General features: G+C 72.3%; 21 protein-coding genes and 2 pseudogenes. 13 read left to right on the forward strand and 10 right to left on the reverse strand.

The annotated features are described in order from the left end of the window. Positions 1–58 precede the first annotated feature (58 nt). The 3 genes from IAG44_RS02340 to IAG44_RS02350 all read left to right on the forward strand — a co-directional run bounded on the left by IAG44_RS02340 (position 59) and on the right by IAG44_RS02350 (position 2534). Positions 59–679, forward strand: a complete 621-nt coding sequence (locus tag IAG44_RS02340; RefSeq protein ID WP_187745467.1) for an L-threonylcarbamoyladenylate synthase — start codon at positions 59–61, stop codon at positions 677–679. A gap of 65 nt (positions 680–744) precedes the next feature. After that, the gene (locus IAG44_RS02345; RefSeq protein ID WP_187745468.1) at positions 745–1500 is read left to right on the forward strand and encodes a dienelactone hydrolase family protein; all 756 of its coding nucleotides are present in this window, start codon (positions 745–747) and stop codon (positions 1498–1500) included. A gap of 197 nt (positions 1501–1697) precedes the next feature. Beyond that, on the forward strand, positions 1698–2534 hold the full coding sequence (locus IAG44_RS02350) for an MHYT domain-containing protein (RefSeq protein WP_187745469.1): 837 nt from the start codon (positions 1698–1700) through the stop codon (positions 2532–2534). A gap of 546 nt (positions 2535–3080) precedes the next feature. On the opposite strand, the gene IAG44_RS44165 is transcribed toward IAG44_RS02350, so the two are convergent. Continuing rightward, positions 3081–3203, reverse strand: coding sequence for a hypothetical protein (locus tag IAG44_RS44165; RefSeq protein WP_281404266.1), 123 nt, complete (start codon positions 3201–3203; stop codon positions 3081–3083). Positions 3204–3390: 187 nt separating this feature from the next. Here IAG44_RS44165 and IAG44_RS02355 point away from each other — a divergent pair, with 187 nt between their 5' ends. From IAG44_RS02355 to IAG44_RS02365, 3 genes are all read left to right on the forward strand, one after another. Continuing rightward, complete coding sequence (locus IAG44_RS02355; RefSeq protein WP_187745470.1) at positions 3391–3948, forward strand: M15 family metallopeptidase; 558 nt, start codon at positions 3391–3393, stop codon at positions 3946–3948. Between the two features lie 64 nt (positions 3949–4012). Then, positions 4013–5518, forward strand: coding sequence for a metallophosphoesterase family protein (locus IAG44_RS02360; protein WP_187745471.1), 1506 nt, complete (start codon positions 4013–4015; stop codon positions 5516–5518). 51 nt (positions 5519–5569) lie between these two features. Continuing rightward, positions 5570–6595, forward strand: a complete 1026-nt coding sequence (locus tag IAG44_RS02365; protein WP_187745472.1) for an LLM class flavin-dependent oxidoreductase — start codon at positions 5570–5572, stop codon at positions 6593–6595. Between the two features lie 41 nt (positions 6596–6636). Here IAG44_RS02365 and IAG44_RS02370 read toward each other — a convergent pair whose 3' ends face one another. Beyond that, entirely contained in the window at positions 6637–7563 is a 927-nt protein-coding gene (locus tag IAG44_RS02370; protein ID WP_187745473.1) for a TauD/TfdA dioxygenase family protein, read from the reverse strand. Between the two features lie 101 nt (positions 7564–7664). Here IAG44_RS02370 and IAG44_RS02375 point away from each other — a divergent pair, with 101 nt between their 5' ends. Beyond that, the gene (locus IAG44_RS02375) at positions 7665–8084 is read left to right on the forward strand and encodes a cupin domain-containing protein (protein ID WP_187745474.1); all 420 of its coding nucleotides are present in this window, start codon (positions 7665–7667) and stop codon (positions 8082–8084) included. Between the two features lie 5 nt (positions 8085–8089). On the opposite strand, the gene IAG44_RS02380 is transcribed toward IAG44_RS02375, so the two are convergent. From IAG44_RS02380 to IAG44_RS02390, 3 genes are all read right to left on the reverse strand, one after another. Continuing rightward, positions 8090–8872 (reverse strand): phosphotransferase, encoded by a 783-nt coding sequence (locus IAG44_RS02380; RefSeq protein WP_246561386.1) that lies wholly within the window; start codon positions 8870–8872, stop codon positions 8090–8092. Between the two features lie 175 nt (positions 8873–9047). Next, positions 9048–9512 (reverse strand): peroxiredoxin, encoded by a 465-nt coding sequence (locus tag IAG44_RS02385; RefSeq protein ID WP_187745475.1) that lies wholly within the window; start codon positions 9510–9512, stop codon positions 9048–9050. A gap of 35 nt (positions 9513–9547) precedes the next feature. Then, positions 9548–10309: an AraC family transcriptional regulator gene (locus tag IAG44_RS02390; RefSeq protein WP_187745476.1), complete on the reverse strand. Its 762-nt coding sequence runs from the start codon at positions 10307–10309 to the stop codon at positions 9548–9550. An 81-nt stretch (positions 10310–10390) separates the two neighbouring features. Here IAG44_RS02390 and IAG44_RS02395 point away from each other — a divergent pair, with 81 nt between their 5' ends. Continuing rightward, positions 10391–11530, forward strand: coding sequence for an MFS transporter (locus tag IAG44_RS02395; RefSeq protein WP_187752458.1), 1140 nt, complete (start codon positions 10391–10393; stop codon positions 11528–11530). Here the strand turns inward: IAG44_RS02395 and IAG44_RS02400 are convergent. The 5 genes from IAG44_RS02400 to IAG44_RS02420 all read right to left on the reverse strand — a co-directional run bounded on the left by IAG44_RS02400 (position 11491) and on the right by IAG44_RS02420 (position 15571). Beyond that, positions 11491–11991, reverse strand: a complete 501-nt coding sequence (locus tag IAG44_RS02400; protein WP_187745477.1) for a MarR family winged helix-turn-helix transcriptional regulator — start codon at positions 11989–11991, stop codon at positions 11491–11493. The genes IAG44_RS02395 and IAG44_RS02400 overlap by 40 nt on opposite strands. Positions 11992–12037: 46 nt before the next feature. Further along, complete coding sequence (locus IAG44_RS02405) at positions 12038–13213, reverse strand: NAD(P)/FAD-dependent oxidoreductase (protein ID WP_187745478.1); 1176 nt, start codon at positions 13211–13213, stop codon at positions 12038–12040. Further along, entirely contained in the window at positions 13210–13404 is a 195-nt protein-coding gene (locus tag IAG44_RS02410; RefSeq protein WP_187745479.1) for a ferredoxin, read from the reverse strand. Before IAG44_RS02410 ends, IAG44_RS02405 begins: the two co-directional genes overlap by 4 nt. Before the next feature lie 38 nt (positions 13405–13442). Then, complete coding sequence (locus IAG44_RS02415) at positions 13443–14651, reverse strand: cytochrome P450 (RefSeq protein WP_187745480.1); 1209 nt, start codon at positions 14649–14651, stop codon at positions 13443–13445. Between the two features lie 158 nt (positions 14652–14809). Beyond that, a complete protein-coding gene (locus IAG44_RS02420; protein ID WP_187745481.1) occupies positions 14810–15571 on the reverse strand; it encodes a response regulator transcription factor in 762 nt (253 codons plus the stop codon). Positions 15572–15743: 172 nt separating this feature from the next. On the opposite strand from IAG44_RS02420, the pseudogene IAG44_RS02425 reads away from it, so the two are divergent. The 5 genes and pseudogenes from IAG44_RS02425 to IAG44_RS02445 all read left to right on the forward strand — a co-directional run bounded on the left by IAG44_RS02425 (position 15744) and on the right by IAG44_RS02445 (position 21255). Then, positions 15744–16691, forward strand: a pseudogene (locus IAG44_RS02425) (sensor histidine kinase). Between the two features lie 125 nt (positions 16692–16816). After that, positions 16817–17074 (forward strand): annotated as a pseudogene (locus IAG44_RS02430) (response regulator); the annotation flags it as partial. A 194-nt stretch (positions 17075–17268) separates the two neighbouring features. Next, positions 17269–18045 (forward strand): NPP1 family protein, encoded by a 777-nt coding sequence (locus IAG44_RS02435; RefSeq protein ID WP_187745482.1) that lies wholly within the window; start codon positions 17269–17271, stop codon positions 18043–18045. 153 nt (positions 18046–18198) lie between these two features. Continuing rightward, positions 18199–19134 carry a hydroxymethylbilane synthase gene (gene hemC, locus IAG44_RS02440; RefSeq protein WP_187745483.1) on the forward strand — a complete coding sequence of 312 codons (936 nt, stop codon included), beginning with the start codon at positions 18199–18201 and terminating at the stop codon, positions 19132–19134. Positions 19135–20052: 918 nt separating this feature from the next. Further along, the gene (locus IAG44_RS02445) at positions 20053–21255 is read left to right on the forward strand and encodes an IS110 family RNA-guided transposase (protein ID WP_187745214.1); all 1203 of its coding nucleotides are present in this window, start codon (positions 20053–20055) and stop codon (positions 21253–21255) included. Positions 21256–21382: the final 127 nt, after the last annotated feature.

Raw genomic sequence — 21382 nt, forward strand, 5'->3', positions numbered from 1 at the left:
CCGGGCGTCGGCGGGTCCCGGGCCTGGGGTGGGGCGGGCGGCGGCATAGGCTCGCCCCATGGCGAAGTACTACGACGTGCACCCCGACAACCCGCAGGCGCGGACCGTCTCGCAGATCGCGCAGGCCGTCCGGGACGGCGCCCTCATCGCGTACCCGACGGACTCGTGCTACGCGCTGGGCTGCAAGCTCGGCAGCAAGGACGGCATCGAGCGGATCCGGTCCATCCGCAAGCTGGACGACCGGCACCATTTCACGCTGGTGTGCCAGGACTTCGCGCAGCTCGGCCAGTTCGTGCAGATCGACAACAACGTGTTCCGGGCGATCAAGGCGTCCACGCCCGGGAGTTACACCTTCATCCTGCCGGCGACCCGCGAGGTGCCCCGGATGCTCCAGCACCCGAAGAAGAAGACGGTGGGGGTGCGCATCCCGGACCACACGGTCACCCAGGCGCTCCTGGCGGAGCTGGGCGAGCCGCTGCTGTCCAGCACGCTGCTGCTGCCGGGCGAGGAGGAGCCGATGACGCAGGGCTGGCAGATCAAGGACGAGCTGGACCACGTCCTGGACGGGGTGCTGGACTCCGGGGAGTGCGGGACCGAGCCGACGACGGTGGTGGACTTCTCGGAGGGCGAGGCGACGATCGTGCGGTACGGGGCGGGGGACGCGTCGCGGTTCGAGTAAAGGGCGGTTCATGAGGGGTGGGCCGCCACCCGGGGCGTTGGTTGAAACATGTAACGATGGCGGTCATGACCTCAGTTCAGGGAACCTCTGTCGACATCACCACCGAGGACGGCGTCGCCGACGCCTACTTCGTCCACCCGGCCGACGGCGGCCCGCACCCCGGCGTGCTGTTCTACCAGGACGCGTTCGGGCTGCGTCCGCACCTGCGGGCGATGGCGGACCGGATCGCCGGCGAGGGCTACGCCGTGCTGGTGCCGAACGTGTTCTACCGGCACGGCCGCACCCCCGTCTTCGACCTCCCCGAGTACATCGACCCGCAGGCCCGGCCGGAGATCTTCGAGAAGATCTGGCCGGTGATGCAGTCGCTCACCAACGACCTGGCGATGCGTGACGCGGACGCCTACCTCGGCTGGCTGGCCGGCAGCCCGGCGGTCACCGGGGGCCCGGTGGGTCTCACCGGCTACTGCATGGGCGCGCGGCTGTCCCTGCTGACGGCGGGCACCCACCCGGACCGGGTCGCGGCGGCGGCCGGCTTCCACGGCGGCGGCCTGGTCACCGACGGCCCCGACAGCCCGCACCTGGTCGCCGGGAACATCACGGCCGAGGTGTACTTCGGCCACGCGGACCAGGACCAGTCGATGCCCCCGGAGGCCGTCCGCACCCTGGAGGACGCGCTGACCGAGGCCGGCGTCCGGCACGTCACCGAGGTCTACGAGGGTGCCCTGCACGGCTACACACAGGCCGACATGGCGTCGTACGACAAGGCGGGGGACGAGCGGCACTGGGCGGCGCTCCTGGACCTCCTCGGCCGTACTTTCTGACACCGCCTTCCGACGCCGCACAGGGGCGCTCGCGGGACCTTCCCCCGCGAGCGCCCTTCTTTATTGCCGACTGAATATGCCAATCGGAATAAAGAGGGCCAAGCCCTGAACATCTGTGCCCAGAATTGCGTACCGGCACGTGAGAGACGCACAAGTATTGACTCGTACAAGCTATTGACTCTGGGGGGAGTTGGCCTATGGAAGGCACGGTGGACGGGTTCCGCTACGGGGCCGTCACTCCGATCGCGGCTTATGTGATGGCGTGCCTCGGAGGCGCCCTCGGACTGCGCTGCATCGTCCGCTCGCTGCTCAACACCCAGTCCTGGAAACCCGGCTGGCTCGCGCTCGGCGCGGCCTCCATCGGGTGCGGGATCTGGACGATGCACTTCATCGCGATGATCGGGTTCCGGGTCGTGGAGACCCGCGTCGGCTACCACGTCGGACTGACCGTGCTGAGCCTCGTCGTCGCCGTCCTCGTGGTCGGCGTCGGCGTGTTCATCGTCGGCTACCGGGGCGCGAGCGCGCGCACCCTGCTGTTCGCGGGCGTCGTGACCGGGCTCGGGGTGGCGGCGATGCACTACCTCGGGATGGCGGCGATGCACCTCAACGGGCGCATCGGCTACGACCCGCTGGTCGTCGTCCTGTCCGTCCTGATCGCGATCGGGGCGGCGACCGCCGCGCTGTGGGCGGCGGTCACCATCCGGGGCTTCCTGCCCAGCCTCGGCGCGAGCCTCGTGATGGGCGTCGCCGTCTCCGGCATGCACTACACCGGGATGGCGGCGGTCAGCGTCCACGTCCACGGGACGACCGCGTCGTGGGCCGGGGACTCGCCGACCTCGCTGCTGCTGCCGATGCTGATCGGGCCGGTCATCTTCCTGCTCCTCGCGGGCGTCGTCGTGATGTTCGACCCGCTGCTGGTGCTCGGGGACGGCGAGTGGAACCGGCCGGTCGAGGACCGCCGGGCCCCCGCCGTCCCCGAGGCGTTCAGCCGGCCCGCGGCGTGGGAGCGGGAGCGGACACGGAGCGGCGGGTGAGGGGAGCTCCGGGACCAGCAGGCCGACGATGTCGTCGAGGCCGTCCGGGATCAGGTACGGGGTGATGTCGAAGCCGTCGACGGCGCCGTGGCGGACCCAGTGGGCGAACCTGCCGGCGAGTCCCGAGGGGGTGCCGACGTGGCCGCGCTGCGGGCCGAGCGCGACCACCGCCTCCCGCAAGGACCAGCCGTTCGCCTCCGCCTCCTGCCGCCACTCGGCGGCCACGGCGCGCGGGTCGGCGACACGGCGGGCGCCGAAGGAGCCGTCGTTCTCCGCGCCGACGGGGTCCTCCCGCGGGAGCGGGCCGTCCGCGTCGCGGTCGCTCAGGTCCCGGTTCCAGAGCCGGCCCGCGATGCTCAACGCCGTTGCCGGGGTGGCCTGTTGGCGCACCGATGACGATCTCCGTGCCGGGCAGGATCCGCAGGTCGCCCTCAGCCCGCGCGAACGCCGGCGCGTCCTCGAAGTCGTCGCCGTGCGCGGAGAAGATGACGTCCGCGTTGCGCGCCGCGAAGTTCCGGCCCTCACTCGAATCGCCGGCCTGGAAGATCACCGGGTGGCCCTGGGGGCTGCGTGGAGGTCCTTGAGGAGGCGGACGAGGCCCGAGGCCGAGCCGATGTGGCGCAGGCGGCCTTCGTCGCGCCAGGCAGAGGCGCGCTGATCGGCCGTCAAGTCCTCGGTGTCCAGGGCGACGTCCCCTCGACCGCCGGCCGCCCCCAGACGCGGGCCGCCTCGGGGAAAGACACACCGCGGAAGCGGTACGGCAGTGATGGGGCCTCCACCCGTCCCGGACAGGCCACTTCAACCTACGTCGCCCGTCCGACCCCCTGTCAAGACCGACTCCGGGCATGATCGCCCCATGCCCGAACCCATCCTCATGTCGGACCCGAGGGTCACGACGATCCCCGTCACCGACTGCGGCGAGCCCCTGACCGACGTCCGCGCCGCCCTCCGCACGACCTCCCGCGAGGACGACGGAACAGGCGCCTTCGCCCACCTCCGCGAGGGCGTCCTCACCCGTCTCACCGCCGCCGAACAGCACCTCCCGGCCGGCCTGCGCCTGCTGTTCATCGAGGGCTACCGTCCGCCCGCGCTCCAGCGCCGCTACTTCGAGAACTACTCCGCGACCTTGCGGGCCGCGCACCCGGACTGGACGCCGGAGGCCGTCCACGTCGCCGCGACCCCCGAGGACAGCGACGGCGCCTGCTACACGCATGCCGCGAACATCGGGGCCGAGGCTCGGGCCAACCGGCGGCTGCTGATCGATGCGCTCGGGGCGGTCGGGCTCGTCAACTACCCCACGGAGTGGTGGCACTGGTCCTACGGTGACCGGTACTGGGCGATGGTGACGGGGGCGGCGTGCGCGCTCTACGGTCCCGTCGGGGGTGTGGCCGGCGGGACGGTCCCGTTGCGTTGACGGGGTTTCCCTTGCGGCCGGACCCAACTCACCGTCACCCTCTGGCCATTGCTACGGTGCCCCCGTGTCTGACTCCTCACGTGATACCGCCACCGGCGCCGGCTGGGGCGAGTCCGTTCCGGGTGCCTACCGTGATCTGATGCCGGAGCGGACGGAGAAGGTCTCGTGGCTGAATCCGCGTACCTTGTGGGCGGCCCGGAACGGGGTGGTCGCCTCGTGGCTGGGTGACCCGACGGGCCGGACACGGGGGCGGTGGGTGGCGCAGCGGGCGGCGGCCGGGGCGCCCGGGGACAAGGTGATCCGGCGGGACGACCCCGAGCGGTTCTCGTTCATGGTCATCGGGGACACCGGCGAGGGCGACGACCCGCAGTACGCCGTCGTCCCCGGCTTCCTCAAGGAGAGCGAGGGCACCCGTTTCGCGGTCGTCGCGAGCGACGTCATCTACCCCGTGGGCAGCGCCGACGACTACGGCACCAAGTTCTTCCGCCCGTACGCGGACTACCCGGCGCCGATCTACGCGATACCGGGCAACCACGACTGGTACGAGGGCCTGGGCGCGTTCATGCGGGTGTTCTGCGACGACGCCCCGCCGCTGCCCGCCGAGCCGAGGCCCCGCGCGCTGTCGAAGGCGTGGCTGCGGGACCTGCTGTGGCACCGGCCGCGCCCCGGCGACGGTCAACACCTGGACGAGGTACGGGCGTTGCGCCGCGCCCACGCCGTGCAGCCGGGCCCGTACTGGGCGATCGACAGCGGGCCGGTGCGGATCATCGGCATCGACACCGGACTGCTCGGGACGGTCGACGCCGAGCAGGGCGCGTGGCTGCGCGAGGTGTCCCGGGGGCCGCGTCCCAAGATCCTCGTCACCGGGTCGCCGCTGTACGTCGACGGTGAGCACCACCCGTGCGCGATCGAGGGCGGCGGGACGGTCGACGAGATCGTGCGGGCGCCGGAGCACCACTATGTCGCGGCGATCGGCGGCGACATCCACAACTACCAGCGTTATCCGGTGCGTCTCGCGGACGGACGCACACTCCAGTACGTCGTCTCGGGCGGCGGGGGCGCGTTCACGCACGCCACGCACACGATCCCGCGCGTCTCGGTCGCCGGGGTCACCGAGGCGGACTTCCGGTGCTATCCGCTGCGCGGCGACTCACTGGCGTTCTACGCGGCGCTGTACGGGCGCCGGCTGCGGCTGTGGCGCCTCTTCCGGCTGAGCGAGGAGGAGGCGACGGCGGTGATCGCGGAGCGGCTGGGGATCCCGGCGACGCGGACGCCCGGACCTCAGGTGCGGATCACCCGGCGGATCCGGCTGGTGGCGGCGCTGCTCGGGGTCGCGTCGAAGCCGGAACGCCGCAAGCGGCTCAGGCTGCCGGTGCGGAAGATCTACACGCAGCTCTTCTCGCCCGGTTCCGCGACGTACAGTCCGCCGTTCTTCAAGAGCTTCCTGCGGCTCGACGTCACCCCGGAGTCGGTCCGTATCCGCTGCTTCGCCGCGACCGGGAACCTGGCCCAGGAGATCCAGCCGCCGGTCGAGGACGAGGTGATCGTCCCGCTGGGCCGGAATGCGTGACGGGCGGCGGGGGTTGGCACGGTCGTACATACCGTGACCGTTGGAGCGCCCATGCCGTCCACGCCCCGCCCCCTGCGCAAGCTCGGCTTCCTCACCATCGGCCTGTTCGACGGGGACGATCCCCGCGCGGGCCACGAGTCCACCCTGGAGATCATCGAGCTGGGCGAACGGCTCGGCTTCGACAGCGCGTGGCTGCGCCACCGGCACCTCCAGTACGGCATCTCCTCCCCGGTCGCGGTCCTCGCCGCCGCGACGCAGCGCACGAGCCGGATCGAGCTCGGGACGGCCGTGACGCCGCTCGGCTGGGAGAACCCGCTGCGGCTCGCGGAGGACTGGGCGACCGTCGACATCCTCTCCGGCGGGCGGCTCAACCCCGGTGTCAGCGTGGGGCCGCCGATGCAGTGGGAGCAGGTCAAGTCGGCGCTCTACCCCGACACCGCCGACGCCGAGGACTTCTCCTACGACCGGGTGTCCCGGCTCCTCGACCTCGTGCGCGGCAAGCCCGCGAGCGACTTCAGCGGCGTCCAGGGCTTCGAGGTCTTCTCCGACCGGGTCCAGCCGCACTCCCCCGGTCTCGCCAAACGCATGTGGTACGGCGGCGGCAGCCTGCGCTCCGCCCAGTGGGCCGGGGAACACGGCATGAACTTCCTCACGAGCAGCGTCGTCAAGGCGGAGAACTCCGAGGACTTCGCCGAGATCCAGCTCTCCCACATCCGCGCCTTCCGCGCCGCCCACCCCGACGGCGACGCCGCCCGCGTCTCCCAGGGCCTGGTCGTCATCCCCACCGACTCCGCGACTCCCTCCCAACGCGCCCGCTACGAGGAATACGCCGCCAAGCGCCTCCCCCGCACCACCTCCCCCCAAGGCCCCGCCCGCATGATGTTCGCCCCCGACTACGTAGGCACCTCCACCGAACTGGCCGCCCGCCTCCAATCCCACCCCGCCCACCGCGAAATCGACGAAGTAGCCTTCGCCCTCCCCTTCACCTTCCACCACGACGACTACGTCCAGATCCTCACCGACATGGCAACAAAACTGGGCCCGGCTTTGGGCTGGAAGCCGAACACGACAGTCTGACCGCCGGACCAACACCGCGCGAGGCTTTGAACACCGGCGCCTCACCACCGCCCCACCTCCGTCCCCGTCACCGCCACCGACTCCCGGCCGTCCACCCCCACCGGCACCTCTCCGGCCAGCATCACTCGATGCATTGTGCGGGGAAAGTCGAGGTGGGCGTTGTCGCTGGGGGCGAGGTGGATGGTCGCGCGGTTGTCCCAGAAGGCGACGCTGCCGGGTTCCCAGCGGAAGCGGACGGTGTATTCGGGGCGGACGGCTTGGTCGAGGAGGAGGTCGAGGAGGGCTCGGCTCTCGGTGCGGGAGAGGTCGTGGATGTGGTCGACGTAGTAGCCGTTGACGGAGAGGATCCGCTCGCCGGTCAAGGGGTGGACGCGGATCAGGGGGTGGACGGAGGCTACTTGGTGGTCCAGGAGGTGGCGGACGTAGGCGTCGTCGCCGGGGCGGGGCTGGTAGCCGACGCCGAGCCGGTGTTCGGCGCGCAGCCCGTCGACGAACCGGCGGACCGGCTCGGAGAGCCCGGCGTAGGCGGCGGCGAGGTTGGACCAGGTGGTGTCGCCCCCGTAGGGGGGAACCGTCTCGGCGCGCAGGATCGTCGCGGCGGGAGGGTCGATGCGGGCGCCGTGGTCGCAGTGCCACCCCCGCAGGAGGGTGTGCCGGCGCCGGTGGAGCCATTCCTCGTGGTCCATGCCGAAACTGCCGCCGAGTTCCAGCCGGTCGGCGGTGGTCTCGACCTCGGGGAAGCCGGCCGGCGAGGCGCTGCCGCGCTTGCGCAGGGCGACCGGCCGTCCGAACCGCCGCGCGAACGCGACGTGCGAGGCGTGATCGAGTCGCTGCTCGCGGAAGAAGACGACCTTCCAGCGCAGCAGCGCGTCCCGGATCCCCGCGACCGTCGCGTCGTCCAACTCCCCGGCGAGATCGACTCCGTGGATCTCCGCCCCGATGTGCCCCGCGACCGGCTTGACCTCCATGAACCCTCCAAGATCGGTTTACGGCCTCTCTACCCGGAATCCCCCTCGCCTGCCCCTGCCGTTCGATAGGGTCCGCCCGACACCCCCTCAGGAGGCCCTTCATGCGTACCCGTACCGTCCTCGCCGCCACCTTCGCCGCGCTCGTGCTCGGCACCTCGGCGGCCCAGGCCACTCCCCCCGGCCCGGGGGTGACCGCGAAGCTCCTCGCGCAGTGGACGATCGGTGACAAGGACTACTTTCTGCGCGAACTGACCATCCCGCAGGGCCAGTCGACCGGCTGGCACTACCACGACGGCATGGTCTACGGCCTGGTCGAGGAGGGCACGCTGAGCCACTTCGAGGCGACGTGCGCGTCCGACGGCGTCTACCACAAGGGCCAGGTCATCCAGGAGGGCCCGAACTACGTGCACATCGGCCGCAACCTGGGCGACACCCCGCTCGTGTTGAAGGCTCTGTACGTCCTGCCGCACGGCGCCCCGTTCTCGGAGGACGCCCCGAACCCGGGCTGCGACTTCCAGTAACCGGATCAGCCGGCGAGCAGGGCCCGCACCCACTCGTCCTCGCGCTGCTCGATGTACTCGGCGTCGCCGCGCCAGGCGTCGCCGTGGCCTTCGGCCCACAGTGTCGCCCAGGGCTGGACTCCCTGGGCGGCCCGGTCGCGCAGGAAGTCGTGCATGGCCCGCGTCCGGCGCCCCAGCAGCGGGACCGTGTGCCGGCGTTCGGCCTCGTCGAGGCCGTAGGCGTCGGCGAAGACCCGCAGTCGGCTCGCGGCGTCGGCGCGTCGCCAGTCGGGATGCGCGGACAGCGGAACGAACCCGTGCATGGCGTAGGCGACGTCCCACAGACGGGAGCCGGGGCCGGCGGTGTCCCAGTCGATGAAGGCCCACTGCCCCTCGTCGCCGGCCACGAGGTTCCACGGCGCCAGGTCCTGATGGGCGATGATGTCGCCGCCCTCGGCGGGCACCAGCACCTGCCACTGCGCGTCGGGCGGCGGCGTGAAACCCCGCACGGCCTCGTGGAAGTCCCGGATCAGCCGCGCCACGTCCGCCAGCCGCCGCTCGGCGTCCAGCAGGGCGAACCGGTCGGGCCAGACCACGTCTCCCGGCACGAAGGTCAGGACTTCCCGCCCCTGGTCGTCGGTGCCCAGCGGCCGGGGCGCCGCCCGGTACCCCACCTCGTACAGGTGGGTCAGCAGTGCGTGCACAGCCGGGGTCCACGGCCCGCTCGGGCGGCGGACGGTGTCCCCGACCCGGACGACACCGGCGCTGACGTTCCCACCGGACAACGGCTGTTCCTCATCACGCTGCACCGAGCCAGCATGTCCGACCAGCCCGCCCGCGCTCACCCGCCTTCGTCGAAAGCGTGGGCCCGGCACAGGTGATGAGGGCGAACTCACGTCGGACACCTCGCAGTTGAGCGTCCGGCCGCGTATCAGCCGGAGCCGGACGGGCGGTCCGCCGGGTCGCGGCGACAAGGCAGGGGGCTCAGCCCCGGGCGCGCAGGACCTCCAGCGCCCGGTCCGCGTGCTGGTTCATGCGCAGCTCGCTGCGGACGACCTCCAGGATCCGGCGGTCCTGCCCGATGACGAACGTGACCCGCTTGGTGGCCATGAGCGCGAACCCGCGCTTCACCCCGAACCGCTCGCGCACGGTGCCGTCCTCGTCGGACAGCAGCGGCATCCCCAGCGCGTGCTTGCCGACGAACTCGTTCTGCTTGTCGACGGTGTCCCCGCTGATCCCGACCGGGCGGGCGCCGACGGCCGCGAACTCGGCGGCGAGGTCCCGGAAGTGGCACGCCTCGGCGGTGCAGCCAGGGGTCAGGGCGCCGGGATAGAAGAAGAGGACGACGGGACCGTCGGCCAGCAGCTCGCTGAGACCGCGCACGGTTCCGGTCTCGTCCGGCAGCGCGAAATCGTCGACGACATCACCGGTCTCAGGGGCGCGGCTCATTGCCAGTCCCTCCTTCACATGGGTTGCGCGCGATGCTACTTGACCTCCGAACTCCCGCCCCCGGCGCCCCTCGCGTACTGTCCGGGCGTGATCCCGAAGGCCCGCCGGAACACGTCGACGAAGGCGCTCGCGGACGCCCATCCGCAGCGGTGCGCGACGGCCGTGACGGGTTCGCCGTCCGCCAGCATCCGCAGCGCGTGGTACAGCCGCGACTGCGTGCGCCACTGCGGGAAGCTCATCCCGAGGCCGGTGCGGAAGAGCCGGCTGAGCGTGCGCTCCCCGACGCCGGTCGCCGCCGCGAGCTGGGCCAGGGTGTAGGGGTCGGCCGGGTGCGCGTGGACGAGGTCGCAGACGGCCGCGAGCCGCGGGTCGGCCGGGGTGGGCAGCAGCAGGGGGCGCTGCGGGGAGGCGCGGAGCTGGTCGCGCAGGACGTCCAGGAGCCGGGCGCGCTCGGGGCCGTCGTCGGCGGGGTCGCGGGTGTAGGCGCGGATCAGTTCGCGCAGCAGGGGGGAGACGGCGAGGACGGTCGGGGTGGTGAGGCCGAGCGGGTTGTCGTGGGCGGGCAGGCCGACGAGGTGCAGGTCGAGGGTGCCGTGGGCGCGGTGGGCGTGGACGGTCCCGGCGGGGATCCACAGCGCGCGGGTGCCGGGCGCGAACCAGGTCCCGGCGTCGGTGGTGACGGCGAGGACGCCGGAGCCCGCGTGGACGATCTGGTGGTCGTCGTGCCGGTGGGCGTCGATGCGTTCGCCGGGGGCGAGGTGCCGGGCGGCGGTCGGGGCCTGGCGGATGTTCGACACGATCAGGCAGGTTATCGGAAGCGGGACAGGGGGCGCGGGCGCGAGGCTCGCGGGGTGTCCACACGCCGCACGATCACCCTCATGTCCCTGGCCCACGCCTGTGTCGACGTCTATCAGGGCGCCGTCGCCGCGCTGGTGCCGTTCTTCGTCGCCGAACGCGCCTACGCGTATGCCGCCGCCTCGGGCGTCGTCCTCGCCGCGTCCCTCCTGTCGTCGGTGGCGCAGCCGTTGTTCGGGCTGCTCACCGACCGGTGGGCGCTGCCGTGGCTGCTTCCCGCGAGCACGCTCGCGGCGGCGGGCGGGGTCGCGCTGAGCGGGGTCGGCGGTTCGTACGCGCTGACGCTCGCGGCGTTCGCGGTGTCCGGGGTCGGGGTCGCCGCGTACCACCCGGAGGCGGCGCGGGCTGCGCGTGCGGCGGGGGGTGACGGGCATCGGGCGATGGGGTGGTTCGCACTGGGCGGGAACGTGGGGTTCGCGCTGGCGCCGCTGCTGGTGGCGGGGGTGGTGGTGCCGTGGGGGCTGGCGGCCACGCCGGTGCTGGCGGTGCCAGGGGTGGTGGGGGCGGTGCTGTGCGGGGTGACGGCGAGGAGGCGGGGCGCCGTGGTCGCGCCGGCCGGTGATCACGCGCGGGGACGCGCCGACTGGCCCGCGTTCCTGCGCCTGTCCGGCGCCGTCGTCTGCCGTTCCCTCGTCTTCACCGGCCTCAGCACCTTCGTCGCCCTGTACGTCCGCGAGCGCACCGGTGGTGGGGCCGCGGCCGGGACGCTCGCGCTGTGCGTGCTGTACGCGGGCGGCGCGGTCGGCACGCTCGCGGGCAGCCGGCTGGCCGGGCGGTACGGGCGCCTCGCGGTGGTGCGGGCGTCGTACGCGGTGACGCTGGTCGCGGTGGCGGGGGTGCTGGTGGTGCCGGGGCCCTTGCTGTACGGGTGCGTGGCGCTCGCGTCGGCGGGACTGTACGTGCCGTTCTCGCTGCACATCACCCTCGGCCAGGACTGTCTGCCGGGGCGGGTGGGGACGGCGAGCGGGGTGACGCTGGGGCTGACGGTGAGCGTCGGGGGGATCGCCGCGCCGGCGCTGGGTGCGCTGGCCGACGCGACGTCGTTGCGGGCGGGGCTGGTGCCGTTGCTGGTGCCGCCCGTGGTGGCGTGGGTGCTGGTGCGTGGGGTGCGGGAGCCGGGGGGTCAGGGGGTGGCGGGTTCGGGGTCGTCGTCCGACGCGTAGGCGAGGAAGTCGTCGACCATGCGGTGGAAGAGGGTCGCCAGTTGTTCCAGTTCCTGGGGTGTCCAGTTCTGGAGGGCGAGTTGCATGCCCCGGGTGCCGGCGGCGCGGATCCGTGCGACGGCGCCCTCGCCGGCGTCGGTGAGCTGGATGCGCTGGGCGCGGCCGTCCAGCGGGTCGGGGACGCGGGTGACGTAGCCGGACTTCTGGAGCTGCTGGACGGTCCGCGTGACGTGGGACGCCTCGACGCCGAGCCGCTGGGCCAGTTCGCCGGGGCGCAGCGGGTCGGCGTCGGCGACCTGGCGCAGGAGGGCGACGGCGGCGCGGTCGAGGGGGACGCCCGCGACGGCCATCAGCCGGTCGTGCTGGCGGGCACGGGTGCTCAGGTACGTGATGCGGGTGAGGGCCCGCTCGATCTCGATGACTTCGGGGGAGGTCGAGTCGGGGAGCGGTTCGGTCGGCATGCGCGCCACTTTACCATATCGTTGCGTAACTCAAGTAAGTTACGGCCTACGTTTCCTTCCCCGTACCGCCCACGGACGACAGGAAGGGCGCACCCTTCGCGACGGCCTGCCGCCACTCCCGGATCACCTTCGGCGCCACCCCGACCCCGAGGACCCCGCTGACCCGGTCCCCGGTCCGGTAGACGGCGACGAACCGCCGCTCCGCCAGGTCCCCTTCGACGACCGCGACCTCCTCGTGGCCGCGCAGGTGCCCGAACGCCTGGATCTTCATGTCGTACTGGTCGGACCAGAAGTACGGCACGGGCGCGAACGGCTTGCGCGCCCCGGGGTTGAGGAGGTTGCGGGCGGCGGCCATGCCCTGCTCGGCGGCGTTCGTGCGGTGCTCGATCCGCATCGAGACGCAGAACAGCGGGTGGGTCCAGCGGGCGACGTCCCCGGCGGCGTACACCCCCGGCGCGGCTTCCAGATACTCGTCGCACAGCACGCCGTCGCCGACGCCGAGCCCGCTGCCGGCCAGCCACTCGGTGTTGGGCAGGGAGCCGACGGCCACCAAGGTCTCGTCGGCCGCCACCAGCTCGCCGTCCGCGAGCCGCACCCCGGCGCCGGTCACCTCGGCGACACTGACGCCGGTCCGCAGGGTGACGCCGTGTTCCTGGTGGGCCCGCGACAGCACGCGGCCGACCTCTTCGCCGACGGCGTGGGCGAGGGGGACCGGCGCCGGTTCGAGGAGCGTCACCTCACAGCCCAGGCCCCGGGCGACGGCCGCCGCCTCGGCCCCGAGGAACCCGGCACCCACGACGGCCAGGTGCCGTCCGGGGCGCAGCCCCGCACGCAGGGCGAGGGCGTCGTCGAGGGTGCGCAGAACGTGCCCGCCGCCGGGCAGCCGCCGGGGGCGCACGCCGGTCGCGACGATCAGGCCGTCGTAGGGGACGTCGGTGCCGTCGGCGAGGCGGACCGTGCGGGCGGCCGTGTCGAGGGCGGTGGCCTCGGTGCCCAGGCGCAGGTCCGCGTCGAGGGCGGTCAGGTCCTCGGGGCGGCGCAGGGTGAGGCGGTCCGGTTCCCACTCGGCGGCGAGGAGCTGCTTGGACAGGGGCGGGCGGTCGTAGGGGGCGTGCGGTTCGTCGCCCACGAGAGTGAGGGCGCCGGTGTAGCCCTCGCGGCGCAGGGTCTCGGCCGCCGCGAGTCCGGCGGCCGAGGCTCCGACGACGACGATCCGCCTCACTTCTCGACCAGCCGGATGGCGGCGGCCGGACAGACGGCGACGGCCTCACGGACGTCGTCGAGCTGGTCGGCGCCGGGCTCCTCGGCGAGGAGCACCACTATGCCGTCGTCGTCCTGGTCGAAGACGTCCATCGCGGTGAGCACGCACTGGCCGGACGCCACGCACTTGTCGGTGTCGAGTTCCACCTTCACGGCGGTTCTCCTTTCTGTGGGGGGAAGTTGGCGACAGGTCACCAGGTCACGGGCAGTTCGTGAACACCATAGATGAACGCGTCGTTCTTGAAACGGACGTCTTCGAAGGGGATCGCGGCCCGCAGACCGGGGAGGCGTTTGTAGAGGGTGCCGTAGACGACCTGGAGTTCCACGCGGGCCAGCGGCTGGCCCAGGCACTGGTGGACGCCGAAGCCGAAGGCGACGTGGCGGCGGGCGTCGCGGGTGAGGTCGAGGCGGTCGGGGTCGGGGAACACCTCGGGGTCGCGGTTGCCGATCTCGTTGACCAGGATCACGCCCTCGCCGGCCTTGATCGTGCGGCCCGCGATCTCGATGTCCCCGGTGACCGCGCGGCGCCGGCCGAGGTGGGTGATGTGCAGGTAGCGCAGCAGTTCCTCGACGGCGCCGGCGACGAACTTCGGGTCGTCGCTCTCCCGCAGGAGGGCGAGCTGGTCGGGGTTCCGCAGCAGGGCGAGGGTGCCGAGGGCGATCATGTTCGCGGTGGTCTCGTGGCCCGCGATCAGCAGGAGGAGCGCCATCTCGGTGGCCTGGCGGTGGTCGAGTTCACCGGCGGTGATCCTGGCCGCGATGCCGGAGATCAGGTCGTCGCGGGGGTCGGTGAGGCGCCTGCCGATCAGCTCGCCGAGGTAGCCGCCGATCTCCCGGCTCGCGGCGGCCCGCTCGTCCGGGGTCGCGGTCCGGCGGACCATCGTCTTCGTGTTGTCCTGGAAGAAGTCGTGGTCGTCGTAGGGGACGCCGAGGAGTTCGCAGATCACCAGGGACGGCAGGGGCAGGGCGAACGCCTCGACCAGGTCGGCCGGGTTGGGGCCGGCGAGCAGGTCGTCGATCAGGCCGTCCACGATGGTCTGCACGGCGGGGCGCAGGGCCTCGACCTTCTTGATGGCGAAGGGGGCGGTGACCATCCGGCGCAGGCGGGCGTGTTCCGGGTCGTCCATCATGACGAAGCTGAGCTTGCCCTCGCCGGCGGCGGGGGTCGCCTTCGTGGGGTAGCCGGGGGTGTCCGGGTCCGCGCTGACCCTGGGGTCGCCGAGCAGGGCGCGCTGCTGCGCGTACGTCGTGACCAGCCAGGGTTCGGTGCCGTCCCAGAGGCGGACCTTCGTCAGGGGGCCCTGTTCCCGCAGCTTCGTCAGCTCGGGCGGCGGGTCGAAGGGGCACTTCGCCGACCTCGGCATGGGGAACTCCGGGGCGGGCAGCGGCGTGTCGGCCATGGTTCTCCTCGGTGGGGGGAGTCGGTGGGGGGAATCGGTGGACGCATGCAAGCAGAGCGCTCTGACGCCGTCCGGTCAGGAACCTGACGTCTTCCTGACGTGGCCCGGATCACTCCTTCACGCCAACTCCCTTCTCTTGAAGGGTTGGTGAGGGGGCGTCAGCATTCACTCTCGGTCCGGCCCAGCCAGTACCCGAAACCCCGGCGCGTGTGCAGCAGCGGCCGGGCGCCCTGGTCCACCTTGCGCCGCAGCCTCGACACGAGCTGTTCGATCGCGTTCCCCTCCCTGAAGTCGCCCCACACGCACCGGCTGATCTGCTCCTTCGACAGCACGCGGTGCGCGTTGACCAGGAAGTGGCGCAGGAGGCGGTACTCGGCGGGGGTGAGGTCGAGGGGGCGGCCGGCGCGGACGGCGCGGCATGTCGCGTCGTCGAGCAGCAGGTCGTCGTAGCCGAGCGTGCGGTCCGCCCGCGCGGGGCCGGCCGCGCGCAGCAACACCCGGATCCGGGCGAGTACTTCGGCGACCCGCAAGGGCGTGGTGACGTAGTCCCGCTCCCCCACGTCCAGCGCGGGCAGGATCACGTCCAGCCGCTCGGGCGGCAGCAGATACAGCACCGGCGGCGTCCGCCCCACCGCAGGCCGCCCCCGCTCCGGCAGCCCCGGCAACCCCAGGTCCACCACCGCCAGCTCACACCCCTCCAACCGCCCCACCGCCTCCCCGAAACTCCCGGCCAGCCCCACCTTGTACCCCGCCAGCTCCAGGCTGACGGCCAGCAGTTCGACCACGGCCACCTCCCCCGCGGCGACCAACACCCGCTGCCCGGAACCCCGGACGAGAGCAGGCGGGGTGAGGGGGATCGGGGAGGGGGTGTGACAGAGGGGGCACAGCGGGGCGGGGGCGACAGGGGGGTGATGAGGCATTGGGGGGCCTCCTTGAGCGGGCAGGGGTGGCGGGCCCTGGTGGGGGTGCTCGGTGGGGGGACGTAAGAGGGGCATGGCGTTCAGCGTAGCGCGCTGGTTGCGTTACTCAAGCAAATCCCGATCACTTGCCTTACTCAAGTAACGCCCGAGCCCCCCGCCCCCAGGACCCCTCATGCTCGCGCCCCTCCGTCAGGCCGCCCGCGCCTCGGCCCACCTCGCCCTCGCAGCGGTCGTGGCGTTCCTGTCGTACCTCTTCGTCACGGTCCTCCTCATCACGGCCGTCTTCGTCGTCGCCGTGATCGGCGTCTGGATGCTGACTGATCTCGCTGTGGCCGCTCGGTCTCGCCGTGGACGGCGTGTGGTGCGGGCTCCTGCGGCGCCCCGCCGTTGTCCTGCCGCTGATCACACGACTCGCCGACCTGGAGGCGAGCTGGTCGGCGACGCTCCTGCGCCCCTCCCCCCCGGGGCCCTGCTCGAAGCGAGGGTGGAGCGGCTGACGGCGACCCGGGCCGACGCGGTCGCCGCGCACGGCGCCGAACTGCGCAGCATCGAACGCGACCTCCACGACGGGGCCCAGGCCCGCCTGGTCGCCCTGTCGATGCGCATCGGCCTGGCCCGGCGCGCGTACGAGGCGGACCCGGAGCAGGCCCGCAGACTCCTGGACGACGCCCTCGACCAGGCGGAGGAAGCTCTCGCCGAGCTGCGGCACGTCGTGCGCGGCATCCATCCGCCGATCCTCACGGACCGGGGCCTCGCCGACGCCGTCCGGGCGCTCGCGGGCGGCAGCGGCCTCACGGTCGACGTGCGCGCCGACGGCCTCGACGACGCCGTGCGCCCGCCCGCGGCGGTGGAGACAGCGGCCTACTTCGTCGTCGCCGAAGCCCTCACGAACGTCGCCCGGCACAGCGGTGCGAAGCACGCCGGGGTGCACCTGACCCGCACGCGGCGCGGCCTGCGCGTCGAGGTCCGGGACGAGGGCGCGGGCGGCGCCGACGAGCGCGCCGGGTCGGGCCTGGTGGGGATGCGGCGCAGGGTCGCGGCGCTGGACGGCACGGTCGCGGTCGTCAGCCCGCCGGGTGGTCCGACGACGGTGACTGCGGAGCTGCCGTGCGTGTGGTGAACCGGCTCGATCCGACGGCGACACCCGACGCCCACGTCCGCACGATCGACACCATGCCGGCCGTCCTGCTGTTCGCCGCGTTCCTCTTCGACAACGAACTCACCATGCCCCGCGCCGGACGGTCCGACGTGGCCCTGATGGACATCCGCATGCCGGGCACGGACGGGCTCGCGGCGACGACGGCGATCCGCGCGGACCCGGCGCTCGCGGACACGAAGGTCCTGATCCTGACGACGTTCGAGACCGACGAATACGTCGCCAGGGCCCTCAGGGCGGGCGCGAGCGGGTTCCTCGGCAAGGACGTCACCGCTGACGAACTCCTCGACGGCATCCGCACGGTGGCCGCCGGGGAGCGGCTGCTGTCCCGCTCGGCGCCCGCGACCGGGCCCAACTCGTCGTCATGGCCTACCGGTCGGGGCTGGTCACGGCGGATTTCCGGACGAACCACGCCTGAGCGCCCGCTGTTGGCCCGCGCTTCACCACGGATACACACGGCACCTCTTGGCGCGGGCGGGAAAAGCGGGGAAGCTGAGCTGCCCCTCACGACTTCCCCCCTCTCCCCCACCCGGAGGACGCCGTGTCGTCACCCAAGTCCCCCTCGCGCCGCAGGAGATGGCTCGCCGTCACGGCCGCCGCCGGCGCGCTCGTGCTCGCCGTCCCGACGGCCGCGTACGCCGCTCCCCCCAAGGCGCTGCCGCAGAACGCGGAGGCCGCCGAACTGACGTTCCTGCCGGCGTTCGACTACGACACCGACGGCTGCTACTCGACGCCCGCGATCGGCCCCGACGGGACGATCAACGGCGGGCTGAACCCGACGGGTCCGCTCAGCGGCGAGTGCCACGACGCCTCGGACCTGGACAACACGAACAGCTACTCGCGCTCCAAGTGCAACAACGGCTGGTGCGCGTACATGTACGGCCTGTACTTCGAGAAGGACCAGGCTCTCGCGAACAGCAGCATCGGCGGGCACCGCAACGACTGGGAGCACGTCGTGATCTGGGTGCGGAACGGCGCGGTCGAGTACGTCGCGACGTCCAACCACGGCTCGTTCACGATCAGTCCGGCGTCCTCGGTGCGGTTCGACGGGACCCACGCGAAGGTCGTCTACCACAAGGACGGGATCAGCACGCACTGCTTCCGGCTGGCGGGCGCGAACGACGAGCCGCCGGAGAACGACAAGCACACCTGGCAGTACCCGCCGCTGGTCGGCTGGAACGGGTATCCGGCGGGGCTGCGGGACAAGTTGAGCGCGTACGACTTCGGGAGCGCCAACTTCGGCCTCAAGGACGGGAACTTCGTGAACCACCTCACGAAGGCGAAGCCGTCGGGCATCGCGTTCGACCCGGCCGCGTGACGTCCCGGTGAGCGTCCCCCTCGAACCCGGGTCCATCCGGGTTCGAGGGGTGGTCGAAGCGTTCCGGGGCCTTGCGGCCGTGACCTGCGGGGACGTTCCGGCGGGTGGAACCCGCGTCCGTCCCGGGTGTCCCGAGGGGCTATCGTGTCTCACATGTCGGTACCCGAACTGATCCGTATCGTCTCCCGCGACTCGCCCATGGCGCTGGCCCAAGTGGAGCGCGTGCGCGCCGAGTTGGGCGCCCTGCATCCCGGGGTGCGCACCGAGGTCGTGCCGGTGAAGACGACCGGTGACAAGTGGATGGGCGACCTGGCGCAGGTCGAGGGGAAGGGCGCGTTCACCAAAGAGGTCGACGCGGCGCTCCTCGCCGGAGAAGCGGATCTCGCCGTCCACTGCGTGAAGGACGTGCCGGCCGACCGTCCGCTGCCGGCCGGGACCGTGTTCGCGGCGTTCCTCAAGCGGGACGACATCCGGGACGCGCTGGTGCACCCCGGCGGGCTCACGCTGGACGAGCTGCCCGAGGGGACACGGATCGGCACCTCGTCGGTCCGCCGGATCGCCCAGCTCGCGGCGACCCATCCGCACCTGGAGTGCGTGCCGTTCCGGGGCAACGCCAACCGGCGGCTGGAGAAGCTGGCGGCGGGCGAGGCGGACGCGCTGCTGCTGGCGGTGTCGGGGCTCGAACGCATCGGCCGTACCGACGTGATCAGCGAAGTCCTCTCCCCCGAGGCGATGATGCCGCCCATCGGCGCGGGCATCCTCGCGCTGCAGTGCCGCGAGGGCGACATGGACCTCATCGACGCGGTCAGCGGTCTCGGCGACCCCGCGACCCATCGCGAGGCCACCGCGGAACGCATGTTCCTCCACGTCCTCCAGGGCCACTGCAACAGCCCCATCGCCGGCTACGCCACCGTCGACCGCACCGGCGAACTCTCCCTCCGCGCCTGCGTCTTCACCCCCGACGGCAAGACCCGCCTCAACGCCCACGAATGGGCCGGCCCCCTCGACCCCGCCACCCTCGGCACGTCCGTCGCGGTGACCCTCCTCCGCCAGGGCGCCCGCGAACTCATCGACGGCATCCCCCACTGAGCTGAGCCCTCCGGGGGAAAGCCGGGAAACAACACCGGCGCAGCCGGGCAGCGACGGTGAGAGGCACCCAGCGGAGGGACCGGGCCGGAGGGAAGCCGGCATCCGGCGGGTGAGACCCTGCGGGTGCCAGCGGGGCAAGGCGCGGTGAGAAGCCGGCGCCGGGGGCATGCGGGCAACGGCGAGGCTCGGCATCGGACAGCGCGACAGCGCGACAGCGCGACAGCGCGACAGCGCGACAGCGCGACAGCGCCCCATGGTGTCCCGTCGGGAGGGCTGGCCATCGGGGTCCGGCTCCGCCGGGAGCCGAGGCGACGCCGCCCACTCCTCATCCGGCAGCCGGGCCGTGCGGTCCGCCGTCTGCCGACGGCCCGCCTCCCGGAGCGCTCGCCGCGCGGCCCACCGGGAACGGTCCCGGGGTCGGTGACCGCGGCTGACCAGGAGCAGGCTCCACCCAACCCCGCCCCCGGCCGCCCGACTCAGGCTCCACGCCCCTCGCCCGGCGCACCCCGCAGAACCTGCCCCCGCCGGAACTCCCCCGCACACCCGACGCCGCCCCTCACACTCCCCGCCCCGTCCACCCGGCTCGCCAACTCCCCCCGGCTCCCCCGGAGTCCGCCCCCGCGCCCCGCATCCCGCCTCAGCCGGCGAACCACCGTAGGCCCGCCCGCGCCACTCCCCCCCATTACCGTCTTCGTAGCCCCGCAACGGGGTTACCGGCCTTCGGAGTTGGCATGACTACCTCCCCTTGTCGAGTGCATGGCCTTGGGGGGTGGTGTCACCAGCTCCGGAGGCACTGACAGACCGCTGATTAGGGGCATAACCACCGACTTCTTCGCAGGTCGGGAGGCTCTTCGTAATGTGGATGTGGCGATCAGTGCCGTGGCAGGGCCGGGTGAGTACGACCGGAGGACTCCGCACGTGATCGATACCGGCGGCATCGACGTCTACCTCGGCCTGGACGTCGGCAAGGGCGAACACCACGCCACCGCACTCACTCCGGCCGGGAAGAAGACCTTCGACCGCAGACTGCCCAACAGCGAGCCCAAACTCCGCGAGGTCTTCGCCAAACTGCAGGCCAAGCACGGCACCGTCCTCGTCATCGTCGACCAGGTCGCCTCCATCGGCGCCCTGCCCCTGGCCGTCGCCCGCGAGCTCGGCTGTCATGTCGCCTATCTGCCCGGCCTGACCATGCGGCGGATCGCCGACCTCTACCCCGGCGAGGCCAAGACTGACGCGAAGGACGCGTTCATCATCGCCGACGCGGCCAGGTCGATGCCCCACACGCTGCGGTCGGTCGACCTCGACGACGAGACGATCGCCGAGCTGCAGATGATCGTGGGGTTCGACGACGACCTGGCGTCCGAGGCAACTCGCCTGTCCAACCGGCTGCGGGGCCTGTTCACACAGATTCATCCGCACCTGGAAAGGGTCCTGGGCCCGCGCATGCAGCACCCGGCCGTCCTCAGGCTGCTGGACCAGTTCGGCTCGCCGGCCCAGATACGCAAGGCCGGACGCCGACGGCTCGTCACCCTGATCCGGCCGAAAGCGCCCCGCATGGCGGAGCGGCTGATCGATGACGTGTTCACCGCGCTGGACGAGCAGACCGTTGTCGTCCCGGGCACGGATGCGGCCGCGCTGATCGTTCCCAGCCTCGCCTCCTCGCTCCAGGCAGTGCTCGACCAGCGCAAACTGCTGGCCCACCGGATCGAGGAACTGCTGGAGGCCCACCCTCTTTCCAAGGTCCTGATGTCCATGCCGGGCATCGGCATCAGGACCGGAGCCCGCATCCTCATCGACGTCGGTGACGGCACCGCGTTCCCGTCCGCCGCCCACCTTGCCGCCTACGCCGGCCTCGCCCCGGCGACCCGGACCTCCGGGTCGTCCATCCGCGGCGAACAGCCCTCACGGAGAGGAAACAAGCAGCTCAAGCGGGCCTTCTTCCTCTCCGCGTTCGCCGCACTGGCCGACCCGGCCTCCCGCACCTACTACGACAAGAAGATCGCCCAGGGAAAGCACCACACCCAGGCCATCCTCTGCCTCGCCCGACGCCGAGCAGACGTGCTCTTCGCGATGCTCCGCGACGGCACCTTCTACCAACCACCAACCCCAGTTGCCCCTTGACCGAAGTCATAGGGGCACCCCCCCGAGGGCCCCTCGCCTCCTGCCCGACCGTCCGCCCCGCGTAGGGACGCCCGCCGCTCCTGCGCGACACCTGGGGGTTCACCGGCGCGGGTCCGCCCCGCCTCAC

It is taken from the genome of Streptomyces roseirectus (genome assembly GCF_014489635.1).
Classification (GTDB): domain Bacteria; phylum Actinomycetota; class Actinomycetes; order Streptomycetales; family Streptomycetaceae; genus Streptomyces; species Streptomyces roseirectus.

Excerpts from the sequence above, each read along its gene's own strand:
- IAG44_RS02340 (WP_187745467.1), top strand. The coding sequence starts at position 59 with ATGGCGAAGTACTACGACGTGCACCCCGACAACCCGCAGGCGCGGACC.
- IAG44_RS02345 (WP_187745468.1), top strand. The coding sequence starts at position 745 with ATGACCTCAGTTCAGGGAACCTCTGTCGACATCACCACCGAGGACGGC.
- IAG44_RS02350 (WP_187745469.1), top strand. The coding sequence starts at position 1,698 with ATGGAAGGCACGGTGGACGGGTTCCGCTACGGGGCCGTCACTCCGATC.
- IAG44_RS02355 (WP_187745470.1), top strand. The coding sequence starts at position 3,391 with ATGCCCGAACCCATCCTCATGTCGGACCCGAGGGTCACGACGATCCCC.
- IAG44_RS02365 (WP_187745472.1), top strand. The coding sequence starts at position 5,570 with ATGCCGTCCACGCCCCGCCCCCTGCGCAAGCTCGGCTTCCTCACCATC.
- IAG44_RS02370 (WP_187745473.1), bottom strand. The coding sequence starts at position 7,563 with ATGGAGGTCAAGCCGGTCGCGGGGCACATCGGGGCGGAGATCCACGGA.
- IAG44_RS02375 (WP_187745474.1), top strand. The coding sequence starts at position 7,665 with ATGCGTACCCGTACCGTCCTCGCCGCCACCTTCGCCGCGCTCGTGCTC.
- IAG44_RS02385 (WP_187745475.1), bottom strand. The coding sequence starts at position 9,512 with ATGAGCCGCGCCCCTGAGACCGGTGATGTCGTCGACGATTTCGCGCTG.
- IAG44_RS02395 (WP_187752458.1), top strand. The coding sequence starts at position 10,391 with ATGTCCCTGGCCCACGCCTGTGTCGACGTCTATCAGGGCGCCGTCGCC.
- IAG44_RS02400 (WP_187745477.1), bottom strand. The coding sequence starts at position 11,991 with ATGCCGACCGAACCGCTCCCCGACTCGACCTCCCCCGAAGTCATCGAG.
- IAG44_RS02415 (WP_187745480.1), bottom strand. The coding sequence starts at position 14,651 with ATGGCCGACACGCCGCTGCCCGCCCCGGAGTTCCCCATGCCGAGGTCG.
- IAG44_RS02420 (WP_187745481.1), bottom strand. The coding sequence starts at position 15,571 with ATGCCTCATCACCCCCCTGTCGCCCCCGCCCCGCTGTGCCCCCTCTGT.
- hemC (WP_187745483.1), top strand. The coding sequence starts at position 18,199 with ATGTCGGTACCCGAACTGATCCGTATCGTCTCCCGCGACTCGCCCATG.